This is a genomic window from Cryobacterium sp. MP_3.1 (genome assembly GCF_035984795.1).
Classification (GTDB): domain Bacteria; phylum Actinomycetota; class Actinomycetes; order Actinomycetales; family Microbacteriaceae; genus Cryobacterium; species Cryobacterium zongtaii.
In genome coordinates this window covers 21315-44965 of sequence record NZ_JAXCHV010000015.1, presented here as the reverse complement: position 1 = coordinate 44965, position 23651 = coordinate 21315, and the positions used below count along the sequence as shown (strand labels likewise).

Below are 23651 nucleotides of genomic sequence, written 5' to 3'. Positions count from 1 at the left end.
GTGACCTCGTAGGCCTAGAAGCCCTCGGGCGTGTGCGGCCGGTAGGGGGCGGCCAACCGGGCCAGCTCGTCGGCGGTGAGGGTGAGGTCCACGGACGCGACGGCATCCAGGAGGTGGTGCGCCTGGGTGACGCCCACAATGGGCGAGGACACGGCCGGCTGCTGGCGCACCCAGGCCAGCGCCACCTGGGCTCGGGGCACCCCGCGCTCTGCGGCTACCTGGGCCACGGCGCCCGCGATCTCGCGGTCGCCCTCCTCCTGCTGCTTGTACAGGGTCTGGCCGAAGGTGTCGGTTTCCGAGCGGTCGGTGGTCTCATGCCAGTCGCGGGTGAGCTTGCCGCGGGCCAGCGGGCTCCACGGCAGCACGCCAACGCCCTGATCGAGACAGAACGGCAACATCTCGCGTTCCTCCTCGCGGTTGAGCAGGTTGTACTGGTCCTGCATCGACACGAAGCGGGTGAAACCATGGAGATCGGCGGTGTACTGAGCCTTGGCGAACTGCCACGCGTACATCGACGAAGCGCCGATGTACCGGGCCTTTCCGGCCCTGACCACGTCGTGCAGCGCCTCCATGGTCTCTTCGATCGGGGTCAGCGGGTCCCAGCGGTGGATCTGATAGAGGTCGACGTGATCGGTGCCCAGCCTGGTGAGACTGTGGTCGATCTCGGCCAGGATGGCGCGGCGCGAGAGTCCGGCACCGTTGGGGCCCGGCCGCATCCGCCCGTGCACCTTCGTGGCGAGCACGTACCGGTCCCGCGAGCTGAAGTCCCGCAGCGCCCGGCCGAGGATCTCCTCGCTGCTGCCGTCGGAGTACACGTTGGCGGTGTCGAAGGTGGTGATGCCGGCTTCCAGCGCCTGCCAGATCAGCGGGCGACTGGTCTCCTCCGGCAGCGTCCAGGAATGATTGCCGCGCATCGGGTTGCCGAAGCTCATACAGCCCAGCGTGATCGCCGACACCTCGAGGCCGGTGCTGCCCAGTCGCACGTATTTCATGGCGTTCCCTTCGTTGCGAAGCCGAGCCGCCTAGAGGCCGGCGCCCCTGCCGGTGTTCCGGATCTTCGGGCCCTGGGCCGCTGGATGAACGTTTCGGACACTAGGTCCTCCCAGCGTTGCGGATGGGTCACTCGGGCCGGTTGGGCCTTCTCAAAGGTCTACCGTCTGGGCGCGCCGGCGTCAATTGTGCCGTCGCGGATGACCCCCGGCGCCGGCACTCCCGCGGTACGCTCCGTTCATGGTCGATCGATATCGCTCGGTGGCGGAGTACCTCACCGCGCAACCCGCAGAACGACTGCCGGTGATCCAGGCGCTGCGACAGCTCGTTCTGGAGGCCAACCCGGCCGCAGAGGAACACATCAAGTGGAACTCCCCCAGTTTTGTGCTCGCCGGGGTCGACCAGGCCACGATCAGCGCTCAGGGCAAAAATGGGGTGCGGCTGGTGCTGCACCGGGGCGCGACCACCGCCGAGAACCCGGATGCCGCATCCACTTTCACCGGCGACCCGAACGGCCTGCTCACCTGGCACTCCGATATCCGGGCGAGCCTGCTCGTCACCGATCTCGCCGATCTGGAGCGCACACGTGCAGCGGCCGTCGAAGTCGTGCGCGCGTGGCTCGCGGAGAGCACCGACTCCCGGTGACCGGAGGTCCCGGTGCCGTCACGGGCTGGGTTGGATAATCCAACCAAAGGTAGAATACGCACATGACAACGGGACCCTCCGATGCTCGTGTGCACCCCGTCTCGTCGAAACGCTCCGGCGACGACCTGCGTTGCTCCATCGCGCGCGCTATGCAGGTGCTCGGCGACCGGTGGACGATCCTGATCGTGCGGGAGGGTTTCCGCGGACACACCCGGTTCAGCGACTTCCGACGGGTGCTCGGCATCCCCACCGACATCCTCACCTCCCGGCTGTGCTCGCTCGTGGCCGCCGGGGTATTCGAACGCCGCGGCTACCGCGAGCCGGGCGCCCGTGAACGTTTCGATTACCACCTCACCGCCGCCGGCGACGCGCTGCTCCCGGTGCTCGGCGCTCTCGCCCAGTGGGGTGACGACTACCGGCCGTCCGGACACGGCCCCAGCCGGCTCTACCAGCACGCCGACACCGGCGAGCCCACCTCGGTCGCGTTCGTCACCGCCGCCGGCGTGGTGGTGCCGTTGGCCGACATCGCCATCGTGCCGGGGCCGGGCGAGAACGACCCTGACATCGGCCCCACCCGCCCCCTCGCCGCCGCGCACCCCTGACCGCCGGGCTCCGTCAACCGCCGGCGGTCGGCGCTGCGGTCAGTGCGGCGGACGGTTGACCGTGTCACCCTCGGAGGTGAGGTCGGCGCCCTCCCGCAGCTCCAGGACCTCGATCGTGGGATCGGCGACCAGCGCGTCCACGAGCGCCCGAGAACCGGCGATCACCGTGGAGTCGAAGTCGATCTCGCTCACCAGCACCCAGGCATGGTCGTCCGGCCAGATCAGGTTCGGCGACTGCGGCCACGTCGAATCGGTCCACGGCGCATCCGTCAGCCAGGCCGGGTCGACGAACCGGCGGACGCCCGCGTCGAACAAGACATAGTCCCGCCCGGGCAGTCGCAGCCGAGCACCGGACGACACATCGGCGGGCAACAGGCCGGGGCCCCTCGCATCGTCGGTCTCGACCATCGCGGCGAGCGCCGCCTGCCGAAGCCTCGCCTCGCCGGCCTCAGTCTCACGATCGGATGCATGATCGGATGCTCGATCGGATGCGCGGTCGGCCGCCTCATCGTCGCTCACCATGATCACGGAGACCCCGGTACCGCTGACGAGTCCACCCCAGCCCTCCCACACGGCCGCGATTCGGGCATCCGGGGTGCCGGTGTGAGCGGCCAGGTGCGCGGCCACGGCGGCGAGTGCGGCCACGTCGAGGGTGCCAACGGCGGGTTCGGAGTATCGCCAGCCGTCGGCATCCACCAGTTCGTTGTACTCGTTGGGCACCCCGCGGTTCAGCCGGCCGAACTGCGCCAGCGGATGCATGGTGGTGCCCCCGACCTCGGCCACCCGCGCCCACGGCACGCTCCGGTAGTCGATACCGGACGCGAACCCCCGGTTGGAGCCCGCCCAGGTGCCGGTGCCGGCGGGCCGGTCGATCGTGACGGGGTGGAACACCCGCGCGTACGCTTCGAAACCGTGCGGCACCGCGGAGTGCATGTTTCGCCACCGCACGTCCAGCCGCTCGCGCAGCCACTCGCCGCGCCCCACGTCGCCCACCCAGTCCATACCTCACCGTAGGACCTGCCCGGCCAGAAAACAGTCCCCCGATCAGCCGCGGGATGCACAACTCCTGCTATTTCTTCCGGCCGGCCGGTGGTGCCCCGGTTTTCAGCGGGCGGCCCGTCCGCGGACACAGCTCTGCAGGAGTTATACCCCCGATCGGGTGGTTTCGCTGGGGGTGCGGGCGGACCGCACGGGCACCTTCCCCGGTCCCGGCGGCGGCAGTACCGTGGCGGGCATGAGGCGGATGCGCCCCTCACCGAGGACACTGAAGGAGGCCCACCTTGAGCAGCACGCCCACCCGTCGCCGCGGCTATCTGCCGCCCAGCCGTTTCATGCGGCACGTCGTCAACCCGGTCGCCCGGGCCTGCGGCACCCCCACCCTCATCGTGCGTGGTCGCATCAGTGGCCGGGAGATCAGCACCCCGGTGGCACCGTTCCGGTTCGAGGGCGACCGGTATGTCATCGCCGGCCGCGGCGAGACCCAGTGGGTGCGCAACCTCCGGGTCGCCGGCCGCTGCGAGCTGCGCATCCGGTGGCGCCGTCACCCGTATCGGGCCACCGAGCTGCGGGGCCTCGAACACGACCAGGTCGCCGCCGACTACCTCGAGAAACTCGGCCGTCGGGCCCGGCCGTTCCTGGCCGAGCTACCGGATCTGGTCGACCATCCGATCTTCAGGCTGGAACTCTGCGAGGCACCGGTGCGTAGCTAGACCCGCCACTCACCGGACGGGCAGCCCCACCAGGCGCAGCCACGCGGCAAGGTGCGGTTCGTCGAGCACCGGGGCCCGCAGCCCGACGTAGCCGTCCGGCCGCACGACGAGCATGCCGGTGCCTGGCCTGTCGTCGAGCCGGTAACTGTGCACCAGCGGGCCCAGCATCCGCTCGGGCACCGGTCGCGCGTCTGCCTGCATCAGGATGTGCACCCCCGGCCGCGCGAGCAACGCGTGCAGGCGCACCCGGCGGCCCTCGCAGCGCACCAGGGTGTCGGCCACCCGCGAGCCCGGCCGCAGCACCCGCCGGGCCAGCCCGCCGCGCACCGGGGTGAGTGATGCGCGCACGTCCATCGACAGCGGACTGTTCCGGTACCGCAACCGGAACTGCGAGAGGGTGCGGATGCCCACCGCGGTCAGCCGGCGTTGCCGGGTGAGCCAGGGCAGCAGCGGCCCGGCCACGGGCACCAGCACCGCCCGGCCGAGCTGGGCCAACGGATGCAGACTCGCCTCGGCCCAATACATGGCGTGCGTCAGCCGCAGCACGGCCCGGTCGGCCGGGCGACGCTCCAGCGCGTACGAGTCCAGTAGCGCCGAACCGGGCCGGGCGGCCAGGGAACCGGCCGACCGCGTGTCACCCGGGGCGGCCGCCGTCTCGGGCAGCCGCCGGCCGGCCGCGGCGGCGAACGCCAGCTTCCAGCCGAGGTTGACGGCGTCGTGGATGCCGGCATTCATGCCCTGCGCGCCCGCCGGGGAGTGCACGTGGGCGGCATCGCCGGCCACGAACAGCGGACCCCGGCTGAACCGGCTGGCGATCCGGTGTTGCAGCCGCACCTGGGCAGACCAGGCCACCTCGGTGATCTGCGCGGGCAGCCCGGCCTCGTCGACCAGCCGCTGCAGTTGCTCCTGCGGCACGGGCGGACCCGGCTGGCCGAACGGCTGCCGGTCGTCGCCGGCCCGTCGGGTGGCGAGCATCCGCCAGGTGGCCCGTTCACCGATGTTGAACAGGAATACCAGCCCCTGCCGCCCGACGACCACATGCGCGACCCCGGTCTCGAGCATCACCGGCGCCACCGCCCGCGATCCGGCGCCTGCGGGGCCCAGTTCCACGTCCGCGAGCACCACCTCCTGGTCGTAATCGCCGCCGAGGAATCCGCCGACCGACCGGCGCACCAGGCTCGCCGGCCCGTCACAGCCGGCCAGGTAGCGGCACAGCACGTCCTCGTCCGGCTCGTCGTCCGCGGTGCGCAGCACGGCCCGGGCACCGCCCTGACGCAGCCGCGCCAGCCGCACCACCTCCGCACCGCGCTGCACCAGCACGCCGCGTTCGGCGAGCGCGGCGGCCAGCACGGCCTCCACGTCGGACTGCCGCACCAGCAGCGGGTGCGGGAACGCGGTGCCCGGAAGATCAAGCTTCTCGATCGACACCGACACCACCCGCGAGGGCAGGTGCAGCCGCACCGACGGTGCGGAGTCGCCGAGCGCGAGCAGCGCATCCGTCACCCCCAGCGGACGTAAGAGTTCGAGGGTGCGCGGATGCATCACCATCGCCCGTGACGGCCGGAACGCCTCCGGCCGGCGTTCGACGATGCGCACCCGGGCGCCGTGGTCGACGGCCTGCAGCGCCAGGGTGAGGCCGGTGGTGCCGGCACCCACAATCAGAAGATCGGTGTCGAAATCGGTCATGCGGGTTCGCGCACCCGGCGCTTGGCCGACATCGGCTCGGCCGGACGCCACCAGTCCCCCGCAACGCCGACCGCCTCGGCCGAATACCGGTACGGATCACGCAGGAACTCGTCCCGGTGCACCCCGGGCAGCACCGCGTAGTGGATCGATCCGGGTTCGCTGCCCAGCGCGAGCACCCGCCACAGGGTGCGGGCGTAGGTTTCGGCGAGCTCCGGGCCGTCCCACTCGTAGATGCCCCGGTACAACCCGTTGATGTCGTGGCTCAGCCACAGCTTCGACACGTAGCCGGGAAAGCCGACGAACAGCGGGGTGTTCATGATGCTCTGCACCCGAAACCAGCGGTGCGCCCGGCCGCGCAGCAGCCGCAGGCGAAACCCCACCACCAACACCGTCGGGGTGTGGGCGGCCGGGCGGTCCACCACGGTTTCGCGGTAGACCACAGCGCGGCTACCGTCGGCGAACGACAGGCGCTTGCCGGTGTTGCCCCGCGGCAAGTGGATGCGTCGCTGCACGAGCAGCAGACCGGTGCGCGCCACGCAGGCGGCCAGGCCCCGCACCGCCGGGCCCAGCGGAAGAGGCGGTTTCTCGCTCATCATGGTCGCTCCTCCCGATACCAGCGGCAGCCACCGTCGCCGGCGGCCGGTCCCCCGACGGTGCCAGCATAGGCAGCCGGTCCGTTTCGGGGAAGGCCCGACCGGGGCACCTGGACGGGTGCCGGTTGTGCCGCGGGAATCGCCGCGTAAGCAGATGCGCCTGCACAGTTGCGCCTCTTCGTGGGTCCGGGTGGCCGGAGGCGTCCACGGGGCCGATGTCGGTGCACGCTTGAGCGAACTCCGGGAAAGTCCTCGAGAAACCCCGGCGCTGAGCGGTAGCCTCAGGTGCGCGTGCTCGGAGTGGCCACGGCCGCCGTCGATACCGCGTTCGCCACCCGAACCTCCAGGTGGCCCGTCCACCAGCAGTCCCACCCGGCACGGCCTCGAAGGACCCATGATCTCTACCTCCTCGCTCGACGACCCGTGGCCATCCACCGTGGCGCCCACCGTGCACCTCGTGCAGTTGAGCCAGGTCACCATCGATGCCCTCGCCGAGGAGGACCTCGACCTGGCCAACGAGCAGGCAGCAGTGGAGCTGAGTCCCTTCTTCGTGCAGGCGGCCAGCGCCAACACCTGGCGGTACCGCAGCCGGCAGCTCGCCGCAGCGCCGGGCGACGCCAGCTGGATCACCCGAGTCATCTACGACCCCACCCGGCGGCTCGCCGTCGGTCAATCCGGCTACCACGGCCCGCCGGACGACACCGGCATGGTCGAGGTGGGCTACGCCGTGGATGCCGCATACCGGCGGCAGGGCTACGCCCGCGCCGCACTCACCGCGCTGCTGGAACGCGCCCGCATCGAGCCGGCCGTCACGGTGGTCCGGGCCACTATCAGTCCCGACAACCTGCCGTCTCGGGCCCTCATCGCCCAGTTCGGCTTCGTCGAGGTGGGCGAGCAATGGGACGACGAGGACGGCCTGGAAACCATCTTCGAGCTGCCCCTCGACTGAGCCGGGTCTTCCCGGCGGCGCCGCTGGCCACCCTCGCGGCACACCTTGATCCTCGCGGCACACCTTTGTTCTCGCGGCACGTGCTCCAACCTGTGCCGCCGTGACCAACACCTGCCCCGAAGCACAACACCTGCCGCCACACTCGCCCGGGTGCGGCGCCACCGGCATCCGTGCCAAGCTTGAAACCCGTGCCTCGCGCTCACCAACGGGACCGCACGACCACTCACCACCACCAGAAAGTCCGCTGACGCAATGACGCCTCCCGCCCGCTCCGCAGAACGCACCGCTGCCCGCCCCGACGTGGCCGTGCGCCGCGCTCGCTTCGCCGTCGCCATGCTGTTCTTCACGAACGGCGCCCTGTTCGCCAACCTGATCCCCCGGTATCCCGCGATCAAGTCAGAGCTCGGACTCAGCAACGCCGAATTCGGTTTCGCCGTCGCGGCGTTCCCGCTCGGTGCCCTCATCGCCGGGCTCGCCGCGGGCATGCTGATCCGCCGGTTCCGGTCGTCGCGGGTCGCCGTGGTCTCGACGATGCTCACCGCGGTGGGCCTGATCCTGGCCGGAATCGCCCCCAGCTGGGCTGCCCTGGCCGCCGGAATCTTCCTGGCCGGAGCCATGGACTCCATCACCGACGTGGCCCAGAACTCGCACGGCCTGCGCGTGCAGCGGCTCTACAAACGCTCCATCCTCAACTCCTTCCACGCCGTGTGGAGCATCGGCGCGGTCACCGGTGGCCTCCTCGGCGCCGCCGCCGCCCAGCTCGACATTCCGCGCGGCCAGCACCTCATCGTGTCCGCCGTCACCTTCAGCCTGTTCGCGCTGTACAGCTACCGGTTCCTCCTCGCCGGCCCCGAGCCCCTCGAACCCGAAGCCACCGCCCCGGAACCGCACGCCGACACGCCCACCCGCTCCGCCGGCCGCTGGGGCAAGTGGCTGGTGCTCGGCGCGCTCGTGGTGATCGCCGCCTCCGGCGCCGTTGTCGAGGACGCCGGCGCGTCCTGGTCGGCCATCTATCTCTCCGACGCTCTCGGCGCATCCGCGCTGGTGGCCGGGCTCGGCTTCATCGCTCTGCAGGGCATGCAGTTCATCGGCCGGCTGCTCGGCGACGGCCTCGTCGACAGGTTCGGCCAGCGTGCCGTGGCCCGCACCGGCGGCGCGATCGTGTTCCTGGGCATGGGCACGGCGCTCGCGTTTCCGTCGATCCCGGGCACCGTCGTGGGCTTCGGCCTGGCCGGCTTCGGCGTCGCCACGCTGATCCCGGCCGCGATGCACGCCGCGGACGAGCTGCCCGGCTTCCGCGCCGGCACCGGACTCACCATCGTCTCCTGGCTGCTGCGCCTGGGTTTCCTGTTCTCGCCGCCCATCATCGGCGCCATCGCCGACCTCTCCCAGTTGCGCTACGGGCTGCTCCTCGTGCCGCTGGCCGGCCTGCTCGTGGTGTTCTTCGCACCGGTGCTGGCCACCCGGGTACGCCCCCGGTCCGCGGATGCCGCCGCAGCGGACGAACCGGACCTCACCGCAGCGCCCGCACCGACGGCGCCCTGACCACACTCTGAACGGTCGCCGGGTCGCCGGGGCCGGCGCGGCCCAGCGCGGCGCGCGGTGTCTCGTCGTCGGCCCGGGCTAGGCGGGCGGTGTCTCGTCGTCGGCCGGCATCCGGTCGCGCATCGGCTCAGCGGGCCGCAGTACCAGGCCGAGGAACACCGCCAGACCCAACACGCCGGCAAGCAGTCCGCCGCCACCCAGGTAGATCTCGGCCGGCGTAGCGAAACCGCTCAGCGCATCCGGTCGGAGGCCCACATGAATCAGGTACCCGGTGAACCCGACACAAAGCGCGGCACTGACGACCAGACCGATCACGGCGGCGCTCGGGCGATTCATGGGGTACTCCTTTGGGTGGAACCTAAGCTGAGTCAACCACAGTTTCGCTCTGATCAGCGTATTATTTCGCACGGTGACTCCTGCGGGCGCCTCGGCGACCCCGGCACCCGGCATCCGCTCAGCCGACACCCGCCTAAACTCGACGGATGACCGCACCCACCGCATCCGCCGCCGCCACCATCACCATGTTCGGCGCCGAGTGGTGCCGCGACTGCCGTCGCTCGAAGAAGCTGCTCGACGGCCTCGGTGTGGCCTACGACTACGTCGACCTTGAGGCCGTGGCCGACGGCGCCGACCGGGCCAAGGCAATCAGCGGCCGCACCCAGATCCCCGTGATCGTGTTCTCCGACGACACCCACATGGTCGAGCCCAGCGACGCCGACGTGCGCGCCAAGCTCACCGAGCTCGGCACCGTCTAGCCTCCAGGCCCGGCCGGCGTTCGGGCAGCACGCGGGGCATCATGCGGATGGCGTCACCGTCGAGGCACCCCGAGCATCCCCGCCAGCGTGTCCAACGCCGCGGCTACTTCGCCGCTTATCCGCCTGCCCCCGGCACCCGGCGGGGTACCTTCCCTGGCGGTGCGCGCCACGTGTTCGGCCACCCGGAACAGCCAGGCCCGGAAGGCCGAGTCCATCGTCGGTGCCTGCGCCTCGACCAGGGCCAGTGCCCGGGCCAGCTCGCCCAGCACCCGGGCCTGGTCATCGGCAGCGCCGTCGATCACGCCGAGGTCGCGGGTGAGTACCTCGGCCACCAGGTCTGCGTCGATTTCCTTGACGATGGGCAGCGCGTCCGGGTGGTGCGCCTCGAGCGTCACGGCCTTCTCCGCGGCCAGCATCTCCGTCACGACCACCATCGGCCCCCGGGGCGACGCCCCCACCATGTACAGTCCCACGAGAAACGGCGCGGCCCCCACGGCCTGCCATTCCTCGGCGGTGAAGGCCTCCCTGACGGCCATCTCAGTTCCTCCTCGAGCGCCGGCCCCCGCGAGAGGTGCCCGAGCGGCACCAACCGCGCCCGGCCCGAGGCGGCTCTGTTTCATCCCACCGTCCCGCTGCGCCCACGCCGCGCCGCGCCCACGCTTCGGCCCGGCTAGCGCCGCGCCAGGCCTCCCGATCCACGCTACGCCTGCGCCGCGGGCGCCCGCTACGCCTGCCGGGCAGGATGCGGTCGGCCGAGGTGCGCGGGCAGGATGCGGTGGCCGAGGTGTGCGGGCAACGCGCCCAGCAACGCGCGCCAGCCGGCCGCCGGCGGCCAGGTGCGCGGGCAACGCGCCGCTATGCGGGTGGCGCGCTACCCGCATAGCGGCGCCTGACCCGCATACCGCATCTCGCCGGCTCACCCGCACGCCCCCAGCCCCACCCCCCGGATCACCACTCGGCCCATCCGCCCCCACCTGGCGCACCCATCCGCCCGGCGCATCGCGCGCCGTTGCACCTCACCCCGGCCGGGGGTACCGTAAACGCAACATCGCACCCGGCCGCGACCGTGGCCGGCTGACCTTCGTTGCCGCCTGGAGCGGTAGCCGACAACGCCACCCGAAAGCCGCAACCCGCGGCGCATCCCCTGGCCCCGGGTCACCTGTAGAAACGTCCGCACCACTCCACGCACCGGTAGTCTTCCCCCGGGGGTACAGATGGACACGACAGAGCACAACACCGCAGAGCGGAACGCGCCGGAGGCGGACGGGCTGACGATCTTCGACGACGTGCACGACGTGCGTGATGAGCCCGTCGCTTTTGTCGGATTGCAGCTGATGGCCGTGGTCCTCAGCTACTCCTTCGCGCTGGGCGTCCTGGTGATCATCCTGGTCCCGGTCATTCTGGCCCTCACACTGTTCTGGCCGTACCTGCCTGGAATGCTGTTCCCGGTGCTGGCGGGCCGGTAACCACCCCTGCGCCGCCCCATCCGGCCGGTCAGCCGGACTCCGGCGTCGTGCATAACTCCTGCACGATTTCCGCCGGCACCGCCGAATGCCCGGAATTCCGGAGTCGGCCCGCAGCGCCGAGCACGTCGAGCAGGAGTTATGCCCAACCAGCCGGGCTCGGTGGACCATGCAGCCGGGCTCGGTGGACCATGCAGCCGGGCTCAGGGGCGCCCGTGCCGGCCGAGGTCGCTGAGCAGCGCTGCCAGCACCGACTCCTCTTCGACCCGCTGGCGCAGCTCCTCCATCGCGCCCGCGAGCGGCGCATCCCACGGGGTCTCCCCAATCGCGCCGGCGAAGCTCGAGGTTGACCGGTTCGCCGCGCACGCGGCCCGGTAATCGTCCTCGCCGAAGCGCCACGGCGTCCACGGCACACTGCGTGACAGGGTGCGGGCGATGCTGAGACCGCCTCCATCGAAGTCGCCGTGATAGCGCAGGATTGCGCCCCCGGCGACAAGTTCGGTGAGCAAACGGATGACCGCCGCACCCGGCTGACCATTCACGCACACGATCGGGGCGCCGAGAGCCGACCCGACCGAGGCCGGCTCACCCGCACCCTCACCCGCAGCCGCATCCACACCGCCGGAGCGAGCCCCCACTCCGAAACGGTCCGCGGCCGCGGCGATCACGGCCGGGTTCTCGCAGACGAACACCACCGGCGGAACCGCGCCAACGTCATCCGTGGCCAGCTGACGATAGGTCAGCACCGCCGGCTGACCGGCCGACGCCAGAGCCGCCAGGGCCCGAGCGGTCGGTGAGGTCGCACCGCCGGGCAGCCCAAGCACCAGCACGGTGGACGACAGCTCGTCCACAACGACCCCGCAGCCCTGCCAGGCTTCCCGGCGCCAGCGGGCACCCGTCCCGGCGGGCACACCGGCGATCGCCGCGGCCAGTCCCACGGCGAGGGAACCGAGCGGGGTCTTCGGGTCGAGCGCGTGCGCGTCATCGAACAATCTCGACGCGAGCACGCCGAGAACCTCGCCCTGCACCGGCGACGCCCCGGCGACGAGGGTCAGCTGCAGCGCCAACGCGGTGGCCCCCTCCGGCGTCGCGGTCGCCCGTTTGAGAGCGCCGACCCGCAGGGTGTTCTCCACCCACGGTGACAGGTCGATCCGGTTCTCGGCGATGCCGCGCAACGTCGCGGCCACCCCGTGCCAGCTGTCCCGGTTGGCCCGGCGCACCTCGGGCCCCACGACGGGCCCGGTGAGGGCGATCACGGCCGACGCCAGTCCGTCCGGCCAGGCGTCCTGGCGCATCCGGGCGTCGAGCACGTCCAGGGGCACGGATGCCGACGACCCGCTGCGCACGCTCCGCCCGAGCAGCCGCGCCACCGCCACCCGCTCCGCCGTGCTGGCCTCTTGCTTCGACACCGTGCCCACCAGGGTCCCCTTCTGCTCGAGTCGGGAACGCAGCCGCGCCAGCAACCAGGCGGTATCCGGGGTGTCGAGCAGCCGACGGATGCGCTGGACCTGCTCGGGTTCGGGCGTCAAAACAGGCTGTCCAGACCGTCGCCGCCCGCACCGGTCGGCGCCGGGTCGGTGACCTCGGTGCGGTGCCTGCCGTCCCAGCGCCAGCGTTGCACGTACACCGCGTCGGCGCCCTCGAACCGGGTCAGCTGGGCGATCGCCAGCCCGGGCACCTCCGCGTAGCAGCCCCACTCGCGTTCGCTGGTCATCACCACGTCGAGGTCGAACTCGGCGAGCAGGCCCAGGCAGCTGGCCCGGGAGTTGTCGTCGACGCCGGCGAAGGCCTCGTCGAGCATGATCATCCGCGGCGCGTGTTTGTTCGCGGCGGTGCGGTAATGCGAGGACGCCGCCGCGAACAGCGGGATGCTCGCCGCGAGCACCCGCTCGCCGCCGGAGGCCGGACCGGTCGCACTCTTCCACACCCCGTTCTGTTGCCGCTCCACCGAGAACCGGTGCCAACGGCGGTAGTCCAGCGCCTCACCGAGATGGTCGTACCAGTTGCCGGCCTCGTCGGCGTCACGCACCTCGGCGATGCGGGCCTGCAGGAATGCGCCCAGAGCCGTGCGGTCGGCCTCGTTCCAGATGTCCGCGGTGGTCGCCAGCAGTGCCCGCGCCGCCGCCAGCCCGGCCGGGCCGTCGGGCTTGGGCTTCCACAACACCCGCAGCACCATGCCGGTGGTGGTCGGCCGGCTGCGCAGCTCCTGATTGAGCTGCACGATCTGCCGGTCGGCGTCACCGATCAGCTCCGACAGCTGCGCGCCCACCTCGGTCACCAGGTGCGACTGGATGATCTCCCGCTCCTTGGTGCTGAGCAGCTTCAGGTGCTGCTCGATCTGCTCGCCCAACTGGTCGGCGAGTTCCACCAGCAGCATCTCTCGGCCGCGGAAGGTGACGGTGACCCGCACGCCGTCGTCGTTGGGGATATAGGCGGGCTCGTGCCCGTGCCGGCCGAGCGAGCGCTGCAGGTCGGTGAACTCGGTGTGCACCTGCGAGAGCAGCCGGTTGTAGCGGTCATCGGACGCGTCGAGGTCGGGCAGGGCAGCGCCGACGGCGCGGGCGAACTGCACCCCCCGGGTCACCGACCATTCCTCGGCCTCGTCGGGCACGTCGATCTGCAGGTCGGCCACCCGGGCCAGGCCCAACGCGGTCGTGCGGCGCAGCGCGTCGACGGCCAGCACCCGAGCGGCATGGGCACGTTCCTGCTCGGCGCGGCTGGCGCGCAGGCGTTCCTCGAGCCCCGCTCGGTGCTCGCCGTCGGCCTTTTCCTGACGCGAGAACCGGCCCAGTTCGCCGGTGAGCCGCTTCAGCCGGTCGGTCACCTGGGCGACCCTGGCACGGTATTCCTGCACCCCCGCGCCCAGTTGCTCGCGCAGCGAGTCGGCGTAGCTGCGGCTACGGGTGCGCTCGGCGGCGGCCGCGTCATGCTCCACGTTGAGCCGTTCGTGTTCCTGGGTCGCTTCGGCCAGGCGCCGCTCGCTGCGGGAGAGTGCCCGCATCGCGTGCAGCCGGGCTTCCACCTCGCTCCACAGCGAGCGCGCGCACTGTTCGTAATCGGTTACGGCCACACCGAAGCCGCGGATCGCCGCGGTGTCGGTCGGCAGGTGCAGCGCGGCGGCATCCGCGGCCAGAACGGATGCGGCCGCCGCGCCCCGCTCACGGGCGACGGTGCTGCGCGCCCGGGCGTCGGCGAGCTCCCGCTCGCTCTGGGCGACCTTGTCGGCGGCCCGGACGGCGTCACGGTCGGCGCCCTCGAGGGCCACCGGGTGCGGCACGATCGTCTCTTCGCGGTGCACCACCCGCTGCCGGTCGGCGAGAGCTTCCAGGTCGGCGGCAAGCTGCGCCTGCTGCTGCCGGATTGCGGCGAGTTCGGCGCGTGCGTCGGCCAGGCGACGTTCGCGGGCCGCCGCCCGGGCGCTCTCGCCCACAAACCGGGCGGCGTCGCTGTGCCAGGCGCCGTGCGCGGAGCCGAGCCGGTACCGGCCGGTGAGGCTCACCCACACTGCCGGGCCGGCACCCTCCGAAGGGCCGTCGTCGGCCGGGCCGGACTCCCTGAGGGCGATGCCGGCGAGCACCGCGTCGATCGCGGCAGCGGACACCGCCGAGCCGGCCGGTGGTTCGGCGCGCAACACCGAGGCCAGTGTAGGGGCGAGGCCGGCCGCATCCGTCGGGCGGAGCACCAGCTGCCCGGTGTCGGGTCGGCGCAGGTCACCGCCGGGCAGCACGAGCGCGGTGAGCAGTCCGCTGCCCTCGAGAGCCGCTTCGAGGCCGGCGCGCTGGGCGGCATCGAGGTGCTCGCGGAAACTCACGGCCCGCCAGAGCGGCACCGCGTCGGCGGGGGCCGCGACGCGGGTGTGCGGCAGGTACGGTTGCACGGACTCGCCCTGGTCGAGGGCACTGATCTCGGCGTCGAGAGCCGTGCTGGCCATCACGAGATCGTCCTGCTGCCGGGTGACGGCGGCCCGCTGGCCATGCAGGTCGGCCTGCACGCGCTGCGCGTCGGCGCGCAGGGCACTGGTGGCCGGGTTCTCGCCCCGGCGCAGGCGGGTCCAGTCGGTGAATGCGGCGAAAGACGTGTCGGACACGGCCAGTTCGGTGAGCCCGGCGAGCACGATCTCCACCTCGGAGTGGTACCGGTCGATCTCGGTCTCGACCGCGGCATCCGCGCGGGTTTGCTCGTCGACGGACTCGGCGAGCCGGGTCTCGGTCTCGGCCTCCCGCTGCATGGTGTCGGCCAGCGTGGCCTCGGCCCGGTCGAGGTCCACGATCAGTGCCGTGATTCGGGCCAGGGCGTCACGGCTGCGGGCGATGCGGTCGGCCGTGCTGCGGCGATCGTGGCTGAGGGCCTGCCCGATTTCAGCGTCGGTCGAGGCGGAGTCGTCGCCCGCGAGCACGGCATGATCCTGGGCGACGCCGGCGTCCCTGGCGGCCTCCGTCGCTCGCGCCAGGGCATCGTGCACCCGGGCCTGGGCCGTGCCGGCCAGGGCCCGGTCACCGACGGTCTCGGCGCGGCTGTACTCCAGGGCGGCCGCGGCCCGGGCGAAGCCCTGCGCGGCGGACTCGGCCCGTTCGACGGCGGTGCGCACGGTGTCGTCGGCGAGTTCGAGCATCCGCTCACTCTCGGCGTGTGCGCTGTCGCGCAGAGCCTCGCGTTCGGCCTCGAGTGCGGTCTGTTCGGCGCGGCGGGCGGCGATGGTCTCGGCAAGTTCGGTGAGGGCCTGCTGCAGTCGCTCCAGTTCAGCGGTGGTCTCGATGATCGCCCGGCCCACCTTGTCGTGCTCGGACTGTTCGCGGCGCGGCCCCTCGGCCTGCCTCTTGAGCATCACCCGGGAGTAGCCGCGGTAGTGCTCGAGGAAGCCGAGCACCGCTTTCTGCGCCCCGGCGAGCTGCTCCACCTCGTCGCGTTCCTCGTCCAGGGACCGCAGCCCGTCGGCCACCGACTTGATCACCTGGTCACTCACCGGGGTCAGAGCGCGGGTGAGCGCCTCCGACAGGGCGGCTTCGCTGGGCTTCTTCGACAGCTGCGGGGCCCGAATCTGCAGCAGCAGTTCGATCAGCTCGGCGTAGCGCCGCTCGCCCAGACCGAACAGGCTGGCATCCACGGCCTGCCGGTAGGCGCCCTTGGTGTCGTACACGTGCCCGGTGTCATCGAGCGCCTGGGCCAGCCGGTCGCGGCCCAGCGCGAGCCGGTTGCCGTCGACGAGGGCCAGGGTGTCGCCGATGCGTTGCGTGGTGGTGAAGAACCAGTGCTTGGTGATGCCGCGGCTGCGGACGGCCTTGAGGCCGGCACCGATGGTGACGAAGTGGGCCCGCCCGGCCTCGTCGACCCGGCCGAACTCGAGCCAGCTGTAACCGAGCCGTTCGTTGTTGGGGTGTTCGTCGCCGAGCAGCAGGTTCCAGTCCATGCGCTTCTGCCGGTCGCCGTCGGGTTCCACCCGTTGCGGCGACAGGTCGCCGTCGAGCAGGAACGGCAGGGTGAGGGCCAGCACCTTGGACTTGCCGGCGCCGTTGTTGCCGCGCAGCAGCAGCCGGCCGTCGACGAACGCGAACTCCTCATTGTCGTAGTAGAAGAGGTCGACCAGGCCCAACCGCAGCGGCTGCCAGCGCAGGCTCGTGGGCACCGGCAGGGCGGTGCTGCCGAATGCGGCCAGACGCGGTTCATCCGTCGTGCTGATGCTGTCGAGGGTCACGATCGGGGTCCTCCGAGGATGGTGGGTTCGGCGAGGGCGAAGCGGGCCAGCGCGGGTCGCACCCGCACGGTGTCGCCGTCCCGCTCGATGAGGCGCAGGGCGGCGAGACGGTCGAGTGCGCTCTGCACGAGGTCCGCCGCGGCGGACGCGTCCAGCGCGGCCGCGCGCCAGTACTTGGCGTAGTCCGGGGCGATCGTCCGCAGGTGCACCACGAGGGCCTCGACGTCGGACGTCGGCGCCCCGGACCGGGCCAGGAACTCGGCCAGCAGCAGGGTGACGTGCCCGTCGGTGCCCTTTTCGGGCATCCGCACGTCGCTGAGGTCGTCGTCGAGGTCGACCATGGCGATGCCCTCCCGGCGGATCTCGGCGACCAGCCCGGTGAGCTCGGTGATGCGGCGGCAGAGCGCGGCGCGCTGGGTGCGCAGGTAGCCGGTCTCGTCGTCGTCGAGTTCGTCGAGGTAGAGCACCGGGTCGTCGAGCAGCCGACGGGTGAGGGTGTGTCGCAGGCGCAGGTTGCGCAGTTCCACGGTGGGCGCGGTGCCGCGGTCGCGCATCGCGGCCAGGCGCTGGTCGAGGGTGTCGGCGGCGATGGTGGACGGTCCGCGCCGGGTGACGAGCAGCTGTGAGAGCACCCGCCGGGACACGTCGTAGAGGGCGTCACCGGTCTTCTGCACGAAGCCGGCTTCGTCGCCGGCCACCCGGGTGAGCACACCCCATTCGAGCAGCAGCTGCACGGCGGCGACGAGGTCGCTGCGCTCTTCGCGGCCGCCCAGATCGAAACCGAATCCCGCGGCCGCGAGCTCGGGCGCGGTGGCGGCACCGATCACCAGCTCGGCGAGCCGGCCCAGCGCGATCTGGCTGTCGCTGCGTTCGAGCACCGACAGGCTGAGCATCAGCAGCACGTAGCGTCGACGCGAGAAGGGCAGGGCGCCACGTTTCGCGGCGAACGGATGCGTGGGGTCGCCCACCGTGGCCGGCTCGCGGTCCAACCGCACCACCTCACTGTCCACGTGCACGGCCCAGCCGGTATTGATCTCGAACCACTCGGCCAGGTCCGGGGCGTGGCGGCGCACGAGCCGGTAGCGGTCTTCGTCGGTGGACCGGATCAGCGGCTGGCGTAGCAGCATCCGCGCGGCCCGCTGCTTGTCGTCGACGGCGGAGACACTCACGAGGGCTCTCCCCCGGTCCGGGCGTCGGCGGCGGTGAGGTCGCTGATGCGCACCAGGTGGTTGGGTCCCCACAGGGTGCCGCGTTCGGTCTGCAACGCCACGAACTCCGCGTCGGGCAGCGGGGTCATCTCGATGCGCATAGTGCCGTCGGTGGAGGCGGTGTGAATCGCGCCGCCGTCGGGCCGGCGGGCCACCAGCGCGTCGCCCAGCAGGGTGAGGAACAACCCGAACGCGGTGCTGTCCAGGCCCGCGAGGGCGCTCAGCTGAACCTCGCCGTCGGTGGCGAGCCGGCGGCGGGCCGCGGCGATCTGCGCGGCCTGCTGCCGCACCTGCAGGGCGAGCATCGCCCGGGCGGCGGTGCGGTCGATCACCTGGTTGGGCCGGCCCTTGCGTTCGTAGCTGCCGGTGCGGCGCAGCTGCGGAGAGATCTCGACCGGTGGGGCGTCGGCCCAGGGCGCGCCGATCAGGGCCGGATCCTCGCTCCAGCCGGCGTAGGTTTCCGGGTCAACGGTGAGGTGCCGCGCGGAGTACAGACCGAACGCGGCGCGGGCCAGCCGATGCCTGTCGTCGTCGGAGGGGGCCTCCTGAAACCACTGGGCAAGCCGCAGGTAGTCGGTGGCACGGTCGCTGCGGCCGGAGCGCCGGGCGTTGACGGCCCGCACCGCATCGAGCAGGGTGGGGATCGCGGCCAGCGCCGACATCCGCAGCAGCTTGGCCTGGCTGTCCCGGCCGTTCTCCGAGAGGAACCAGGACCGCAACCCCGCCCACCGGTTGGTCCAGCCGAACAGGTGCCGGACGGTTTCGGCGCGGGCGTCGGGGTCGTCGGGGTCGGGGGCCTCGGCGTCGGCATCGCGGGCGGCGAGGGCGTGCAGGGCGTGCTGCACCCGCTCGTCGTCGGCATCCACCAACAGTGTGGCGATCTGCGGGCCGCGCACGGTGAGGTCCTGGATGAACCGTTCGAGGTAGTCGACCAGGCGTGACTTGTAGGCCACGAAAGCGTCTTCGTCGGTGTCGGTGAGGTCGATGGTGCGCTGCAGGGAGGCCATGAACGCGCTGGCATTGTCGGCGAGTTCGGTGAACCGGGCGGTGAGGGCGGTGAGGCTCTGGTGCAGCATGCCGAGGTCGAGCGGGTCGGCGTGGATGAGGCTGAGGAACTGCCGAAGAGTGACGGTGATGTCCTCGAGCGCCACGGCCTGCAGGGCCCCGCGCCGACCGAGGGTCTCGTCGAAGCGTTCCAGAGCCCGTTCGGCCGCTTCGCCGGCCTGGCTGAGCTGGAACAGGTGCCGTTTGCGGTAGAAATCCTCCACCTGCACCACCCGGCCGGTGTCGGGAGAGGCGAGCAGGTTGCCCCAGGCGACGAGCGCGTCGAGCACTCCGGTGAGGCTCTCGACGGTGAGGGGGCTGTCGACGGTCGCATCCGCGTGCGTCCCGGCGTTGCGGCGGATCTCGGCGAGCACGTCGTCGGGCCGGAGGTGCACCTGGAAGCGCTCCTTGGCGGCCACGAAGACGGTGAGGGCCTGGCGGTAGAGCACGGTGTTCTGCGTGTTCAGGTGGCTGAACACGCTGAACGACGGTGACGCCTCCGATGAACTCACCCCTCTTGTTTAGCAGCATGCACCGACACCCAAAACCACCCGCCATCCCAGCTCCGCGGTCCCCGCCGCACCGGATGCATAACTCCTGCAATTTTTGGTCTGGCGGCAGCGGATGCCGGGGATTCCGGGGGCGGAGGCCCGCCACAAGCCCGATTAGCAGGAGTTATGCCACCAGCGCACCTCTGGTGGCGGGGCGGTGGCGCCCGGCGGTGCCTACTTGACCAGCGCCGCCCGGTACCGCTCGTACCGTGATCTGCCCACGAGCCGCCAGAGCAGCCGCACGGGAGCGGGCAGGTGCTCGTGTTGCCAGTCGTCGCCACCGTCCGGTTGCGCGGCGAGAATCGTGCCGAGCTGAACGAACATCTTGCCCTTGGGGGTGGCCTTCCGACCGTGTTCGGAGAGCGCGTCGATCTCCCTCGGCGTGATGACGGTCTCCATCACGGGCACGATGTGGGTCTCCTCGTCGGGCAGGTGCACGGCGAGCGCCGCGTTGATGCCGGCCAGGGCGGTGGCCACGGATGCAGCATCCGCCGCCCGGCCGCTCGCCCGCCAGGCCGGCAGGGCCGCATCGAGCTCGTTGAGGTGCACGAGCATCAGCGCGTGCTGCTCCTTCATGCGCGTCACGTGGGCCGCGCAGGAGGGAGCCCGGCTCTCCAGCCGGCCCCACAGCATGGTGTCTTCACCTTCGTGGTGCGCGTGCAGCCCGGTGGAGAGCATCGCAAGGTAGTCGCCGACGAGGTCGGCCTGCTCGGCGTCGCTGTCGGGGACCCCACCGACCAGCGCCGGGGCCTCACCGAAACCGGCCCGGAACATCCGATGGATCTCGACCATGCCGCGGCCGTCACAAATCTTGACGGCACCGGCACCGTCGTCAGGGTTATCGCCGCTGGAGGGCTGGGCGGTGGCGGGCATGGGGCCTCCTTCGTGAGATGTGCACGCTGGAACCGTATCCGCGTGGCTGTGCCCCTTCAAGGGGGTTGCCGCGGTTGGACGCGTCAAGTGGATGTGGGAGCTCGGCCGGGGTTTGTGGGAGCTGCGCGGAGTTGCCGCATCCGTCGGATGCCCGGCCCCGCATCCGCGGATCGGTGCCACACTCGCGAAGGCGCCGCGGTGCACGCTGACGCGGCGACAGCGCCGCCCGTACGATCGAGACAGCACCGCTCGCCACAATGAAGGAGACCACCATGGAGCTAACCGGTCGAGACGTCGACGAGTTCCTCGCGACCCTGGACGGCCCCTTTGCCGACTCGATGCGGGCCCTCGACGCCATCACCTCCGAGGTCCTCGCCGGGGTCACCCGCGAACTGTGGGAGGGCATCTTCTGGGGCGGCACCGAGCAGCAGATCATCGGCTACGGCCACACCGTGATCGCCCGGCCGGGCAAGCCCACCGTGGAGTGGTTCGTGGTGGGCCTGGCCAGGCAGAAGAACCACCTCAGCGTGTACGTGAATGCGGCCGACGAGAACGGTTCCCTCGTGCAGCAGTACAAGGGCCGGCTCGGCAAGGTCAAGGTCAGCTCCGCCGCGATCACATTCGCGTCGACCGACGCCCTCGAGCTGGACGCGTTCCGGGCCCTGCTCCAGGATGCCGCGCGGCTCACGCCCGACGCCACCTGAGCCAGCGCGCAGCCACAAAGCCTCGGCCCGGGCGTGGCCGCCGAGGTATGCGGGCAAGGCGCCGTTATGCGGGTGGCGCGCCACCCGCATAACGGCGCCTGACCCGCCTAACGCCCCGAAGGCCACGCCGGCCGCTCCTCCACCGGCGGCCGGACCCGTCCCTCCGTAGGATGAGCCCATGCCTGCAACCCCCGAACTCGAAACCCCGTCAGCGGATGACCGCGAACTCATCGAGCTCGCTCGTGCGACCATCGACGCCAACACGGATGCCGGCCCCGACGAGGACGGCGCCCACACCATGGGCGCGGCCGTCCGGGCCGCCGACGGCCGCATGTTCGCCGGCGTGAACCTGTTCCACTTCACCGGCGGTCCGTGCGCCGAGCTCGTCGCCCTGGGCACCGCCCGCGCCGGTGGTGCGCGGGAAATCACGACGATCGTTGCCGTGGGCAATCACGGTCGCGGCGTGGTCGGCCCGTGCGGGCGGGACCGCCAGGTGCTCTTCGACCACCACCCCGGCATCCGGGTGTTGCTGCCCACCGCCGAGGGGGTGCGGGTGGTCCGGATCGAGACCCTGATGCCGTTCGCCGCGGCGTGGAGCCTGGCGGATGGCGTGCAGCCGTTCGACGACGACCGCTTCCGCTGACGCCGGGCAATCCCCCCCCCCCCCGCTGCCCAATGTTCGGCAACTGTTGCCGATCCGGACAATCGCGCCCGGTGCGCCGGGCACAATTGTCCGCACGGGCAACAGTTGGTCCGGTTGCGGGCGACCGGCACCCGATCCGCCCCCGCTGGTGCCCCCGAGGGTGGCCGCGAGGGTGGCCGCGGATGGCTCGATCGGCGGGAGAGAATTGCGGTATGACCGCGCGGAGGTCGCCGCCCGGCGGCCCCGGCTGGTGGCCCGCTCAACCCCCACGGTCCCTGATGCTCCGCGCCCCACCGACCGGAATTCGCGTTATGCGGGGTAGGCGCCGTTATGCGGGTGGCACGCCACCCGCATAACGGCGCCGTGCCCGCGCAGCACCCCGGAGCAGGCATCCGGCACCCGAACCACCCCTCCTGCGGCCGAGCCGACACCAGGCCCACGGGCCGAACCGCTACCGAGCCAGCCGCCCCCGACCCCTCAGCACCTCCACCAGGGCATCCAGTACCGGTACCTGCCCGCGCACCAGCTGCACCCGAGCCTGCTCCAGCCCCACCCACCGGGCATCATCCACCTCGGGAAACGACCGCAACCGGCCGGACCCCTTCGGCCACTCCAGCTTAAACGTGTTGCTCACCACGGTGTCGACCGCGAGGTCGGCTTCCGCCGCGAACACCGTCACCACCTTGCCCGACGGCTGCCGGAACTCGCCCAGCTCGACATACTCCGCCGCCGGCGCCGGCACCCCGATCTCCTCCTCGAACTCCCGCCGCGCCGCCGCGAACGGGTCCTCCCCCAGCCCGTACTCCCCCTTGGGGATCGACCAGGCCGCGGCATCCTTCCGCGCCCAGAACGGGCCGCCCATGTGCGCGATCCACACCTCGGGCTCCGCCGCATCCGTGAACCGATAGAGCAGGATGCCCGCGCTCAACACCACCATGGACCCACCCCTCAGGACGCGGCCAGCCTGGCCCGCTCGGCGGCCACGTCGAAGTCGGCGGGCGGCCAGGTGAGCACCATGTCGTTCAACGCCTTGAGCAGAAGCTCCCGCACCGCGAGGCGGGCGAACCATTTGCGGTCGGCGGGCACGACGTACCAGGGCGCGAACGCCGTGGAGGTGCGCTCGAGCGCGGTCTGGTACGCCACTTGGTAGCCGGGCCAGAGCATGCGCTCGTCGATGTCACCCGGGTTGAATTTCCAGTATTTGTCGGGTCGGTCGAGCCGCTCGAGCAGGCGCTTCTTCTGCTCGCCGGCGCTGATGTGCAGCATCACCTTGATCACGGTGGTGTCATCGTCGACGAGCTCCTGCTCGAAGGCGTTGATCAGGTCGTAGCGTTCCTCGATCTCCTCGGGCGGCGCGAGCTGCCTGACCCGGCCGATCAACACGTCTTCGTAGTGCGACCGGTCGAAGACACCGATCATGCCGGCGGTCGGCAGTTCTCGACGGATGCGCCAGAGAAAGTCGTGCCGCAGCTCGGCCGGGGTGGGCGCCTTGAACGCCACGTGGCTGACGCCCTGGGGGTCGACGGCGCCCACCACGTGGCGCACGATGCCACCCTTACCGGAGGTGTCCATCCCCTGCAGGATGAGCAGGATCTTGCGCGGGTCGCCCTCCCGGCTGTTGGCGAAGAGCATCTCCTGCTGGTGCGAGAGCGCCTCAGCGGCGGCGGCGCCGGCGGCCTGGGCATCCGTCTTGTTGCCGCTGAAGCCGGGCGTTGAGCCGGGATCGACGGCGCCGAGGACGAACCCGCGGGTGACCTTGAGCAGGTTGCTGGATGCGTCCGTCCAGGCGGAAGCGGATGTCGAGGCCACAGCGGCTCCCTTCGTCGGATGCTGCCATTCTGCTCCGCCGGCCGCCGAAAACGGTGGATTCCGTGACGAATTGCCGGTTTCACGCCACTCATAGGTAGGGCGAGTCATCCGCTCGGCACCGTGGCCGGCCAGCATGCCGTACCCGGCCCGGGTTCGGACGCATCGCCTCAGTCCTCAACCAGAAAGCAGG

The 23651-nt window shown here is 71.4% G+C and carries 22 protein-coding genes; 9 read left to right on the top strand and 13 right to left on the bottom strand.

What is annotated here, in order from left to right:
- Positions 1-14: 14 nt before the first annotated feature.
- Positions 15-992 carry an aldo/keto reductase gene (locus tag RCH12_RS11145; protein ID WP_103430056.1) on the bottom strand — a complete coding sequence of 326 codons (978 nt, stop codon included), beginning with the start codon at positions 990-992 and terminating at the stop codon, positions 15-17.
- A gap of 238 nt (positions 993-1230) precedes the next feature.
- On the opposite strand from RCH12_RS11145, the gene RCH12_RS11140 reads away from it, so the two are divergent.
- A complete protein-coding gene (locus RCH12_RS11140; RefSeq protein ID WP_327016909.1) occupies positions 1231-1635 on the top strand; it encodes a DUF1801 domain-containing protein in 405 nt (134 codons plus the stop codon).
- Positions 1636-1697: 62 nt separating this feature from the next.
- Complete coding sequence (locus RCH12_RS11135) at positions 1698-2237, top strand: winged helix-turn-helix transcriptional regulator (protein WP_327016908.1); 540 nt, start codon at positions 1698-1700, stop codon at positions 2235-2237.
- Positions 2238-2276: 39 nt separating this feature from the next.
- Here RCH12_RS11135 and RCH12_RS11130 read toward each other — a convergent pair whose 3' ends face one another.
- Positions 2277-3239 carry a hypothetical protein gene (locus RCH12_RS11130; protein ID WP_327016907.1) on the bottom strand — a complete coding sequence of 321 codons (963 nt, stop codon included), beginning with the start codon at positions 3237-3239 and terminating at the stop codon, positions 2277-2279.
- A 278-nt stretch (positions 3240-3517) separates the two neighbouring features.
- Between RCH12_RS11130 and RCH12_RS11125 the strand changes: the two genes are divergently transcribed.
- The gene (locus RCH12_RS11125; protein ID WP_103430060.1) at positions 3518-3946 is read left to right on the top strand and encodes a nitroreductase/quinone reductase family protein; all 429 of its coding nucleotides are present in this window, start codon (positions 3518-3520) and stop codon (positions 3944-3946) included.
- 9 nt (positions 3947-3955) lie between these two features.
- Here the strand turns inward: RCH12_RS11125 and RCH12_RS11120 are convergent, their stop codons facing one another.
- Together RCH12_RS11120 and RCH12_RS11115 are read right to left on the bottom strand one after the other, a co-directional pair.
- Entirely contained in the window at positions 3956-5632 is a 1677-nt protein-coding gene (locus RCH12_RS11120; protein ID WP_103430061.1) for an FAD-dependent monooxygenase, read from the bottom strand.
- Complete coding sequence (locus tag RCH12_RS11115; protein ID WP_327016906.1) at positions 5629-6225, bottom strand: hypothetical protein; 597 nt, start codon at positions 6223-6225, stop codon at positions 5629-5631. Before RCH12_RS11115 ends, RCH12_RS11120 begins: the two co-directional genes overlap by 4 nt.
- Positions 6226-6619: 394 nt before the next feature.
- On the opposite strand from RCH12_RS11115, the gene RCH12_RS11110 reads away from it, so the two are divergent.
- Together RCH12_RS11110 and RCH12_RS11105 are read left to right on the top strand one after the other, a co-directional pair.
- Positions 6620-7174 carry a GNAT family N-acetyltransferase gene (locus tag RCH12_RS11110; protein ID WP_327016905.1) on the top strand — a complete coding sequence of 185 codons (555 nt, stop codon included), beginning with the start codon at positions 6620-6622 and terminating at the stop codon, positions 7172-7174.
- A gap of 252 nt (positions 7175-7426) precedes the next feature.
- On the top strand, positions 7427-8719 hold the full coding sequence (locus tag RCH12_RS11105; RefSeq protein WP_327016904.1) for an MFS transporter: 1293 nt from the start codon (positions 7427-7429) through the stop codon (positions 8717-8719).
- Positions 8720-8797: 78 nt separating this feature from the next.
- Here the strand turns inward: RCH12_RS11105 and RCH12_RS11100 are convergent, their stop codons facing one another.
- Positions 8798-9055: a hypothetical protein gene (locus tag RCH12_RS11100; RefSeq protein ID WP_327016903.1), complete on the bottom strand. Its 258-nt coding sequence runs from the start codon at positions 9053-9055 to the stop codon at positions 8798-8800.
- Positions 9056-9201: 146 nt separating this feature from the next.
- On the opposite strand from RCH12_RS11100, the gene RCH12_RS11095 reads away from it, so the two are divergent.
- Positions 9202-9474 carry a glutaredoxin family protein gene (locus tag RCH12_RS11095; protein ID WP_103430065.1) on the top strand — a complete coding sequence of 91 codons (273 nt, stop codon included), beginning with the start codon at positions 9202-9204 and terminating at the stop codon, positions 9472-9474.
- Positions 9475-9527: 53 nt separating this feature from the next.
- Here the strand turns inward: RCH12_RS11095 and RCH12_RS11090 are convergent, their stop codons facing one another.
- On the bottom strand, positions 9528-10010 hold the full coding sequence (locus tag RCH12_RS11090) for a hypothetical protein (RefSeq protein ID WP_327016902.1): 483 nt from the start codon (positions 10008-10010) through the stop codon (positions 9528-9530).
- Positions 10011-10688: 678 nt separating this feature from the next.
- Here RCH12_RS11090 and RCH12_RS11085 point away from each other — a divergent pair.
- Positions 10689-10940, top strand: coding sequence for a hypothetical protein (locus RCH12_RS11085; RefSeq protein WP_327016901.1), 252 nt, complete (start codon positions 10689-10691; stop codon positions 10938-10940).
- A 200-nt stretch (positions 10941-11140) separates the two neighbouring features.
- Here the strand turns inward: RCH12_RS11085 and RCH12_RS11080 are convergent, their stop codons facing one another.
- From RCH12_RS11080 to RCH12_RS11060, 5 genes are all read right to left on the bottom strand, one after another.
- On the bottom strand, positions 11141-12466 hold the full coding sequence (locus RCH12_RS11080; RefSeq protein ID WP_327016900.1) for a TIGR02679 family protein: 1326 nt from the start codon (positions 12464-12466) through the stop codon (positions 11141-11143).
- A complete protein-coding gene (locus tag RCH12_RS11075) occupies positions 12463-16629 on the bottom strand; it encodes a TIGR02680 family protein (RefSeq protein ID WP_327016899.1) in 4167 nt (1388 codons plus the stop codon). The genes RCH12_RS11080 and RCH12_RS11075 overlap by 4 nt, the downstream gene beginning before the upstream one ends.
- A complete protein-coding gene (locus RCH12_RS11070; protein ID WP_327016898.1) occupies positions 16626-17798 on the bottom strand; it encodes a TIGR02678 family protein in 1173 nt (390 codons plus the stop codon). Before RCH12_RS11070 ends, RCH12_RS11075 begins: the two co-directional genes overlap by 4 nt.
- Complete coding sequence (locus RCH12_RS11065) at positions 17795-19393, bottom strand: TIGR02677 family protein (protein WP_327016897.1); 1599 nt, start codon at positions 19391-19393, stop codon at positions 17795-17797. Before RCH12_RS11065 ends, RCH12_RS11070 begins: the two co-directional genes overlap by 4 nt.
- Positions 19394-19606: 213 nt before the next feature.
- Positions 19607-20305: a hemerythrin domain-containing protein gene (locus RCH12_RS11060; RefSeq protein WP_327016896.1), complete on the bottom strand. Its 699-nt coding sequence runs from the start codon at positions 20303-20305 to the stop codon at positions 19607-19609.
- Between the two features lie 272 nt (positions 20306-20577).
- Between RCH12_RS11060 and RCH12_RS11055 the strand changes: the two genes are divergently transcribed.
- Positions 20578-21009 carry a DUF1801 domain-containing protein gene (locus RCH12_RS11055; RefSeq protein WP_327016895.1) on the top strand — a complete coding sequence of 144 codons (432 nt, stop codon included), beginning with the start codon at positions 20578-20580 and terminating at the stop codon, positions 21007-21009.
- A 178-nt stretch (positions 21010-21187) separates the two neighbouring features.
- Entirely contained in the window at positions 21188-21652 is a 465-nt protein-coding gene (locus RCH12_RS11050) for a cytidine deaminase family protein (RefSeq protein WP_327016894.1), read from the top strand.
- A gap of 451 nt (positions 21653-22103) precedes the next feature.
- Here the strand turns inward: RCH12_RS11050 and RCH12_RS11045 are convergent, their stop codons facing one another.
- Positions 22104-22589, bottom strand: coding sequence for an NUDIX domain-containing protein (locus tag RCH12_RS11045; RefSeq protein ID WP_327016893.1), 486 nt, complete (start codon positions 22587-22589; stop codon positions 22104-22106).
- An 11-nt stretch (positions 22590-22600) separates the two neighbouring features.
- On the bottom strand, positions 22601-23461 hold the full coding sequence (locus RCH12_RS11040) for a PPK2 family polyphosphate kinase (protein WP_327016892.1): 861 nt from the start codon (positions 23459-23461) through the stop codon (positions 22601-22603).
- Positions 23462-23651 lie beyond the last annotated feature (190 nt).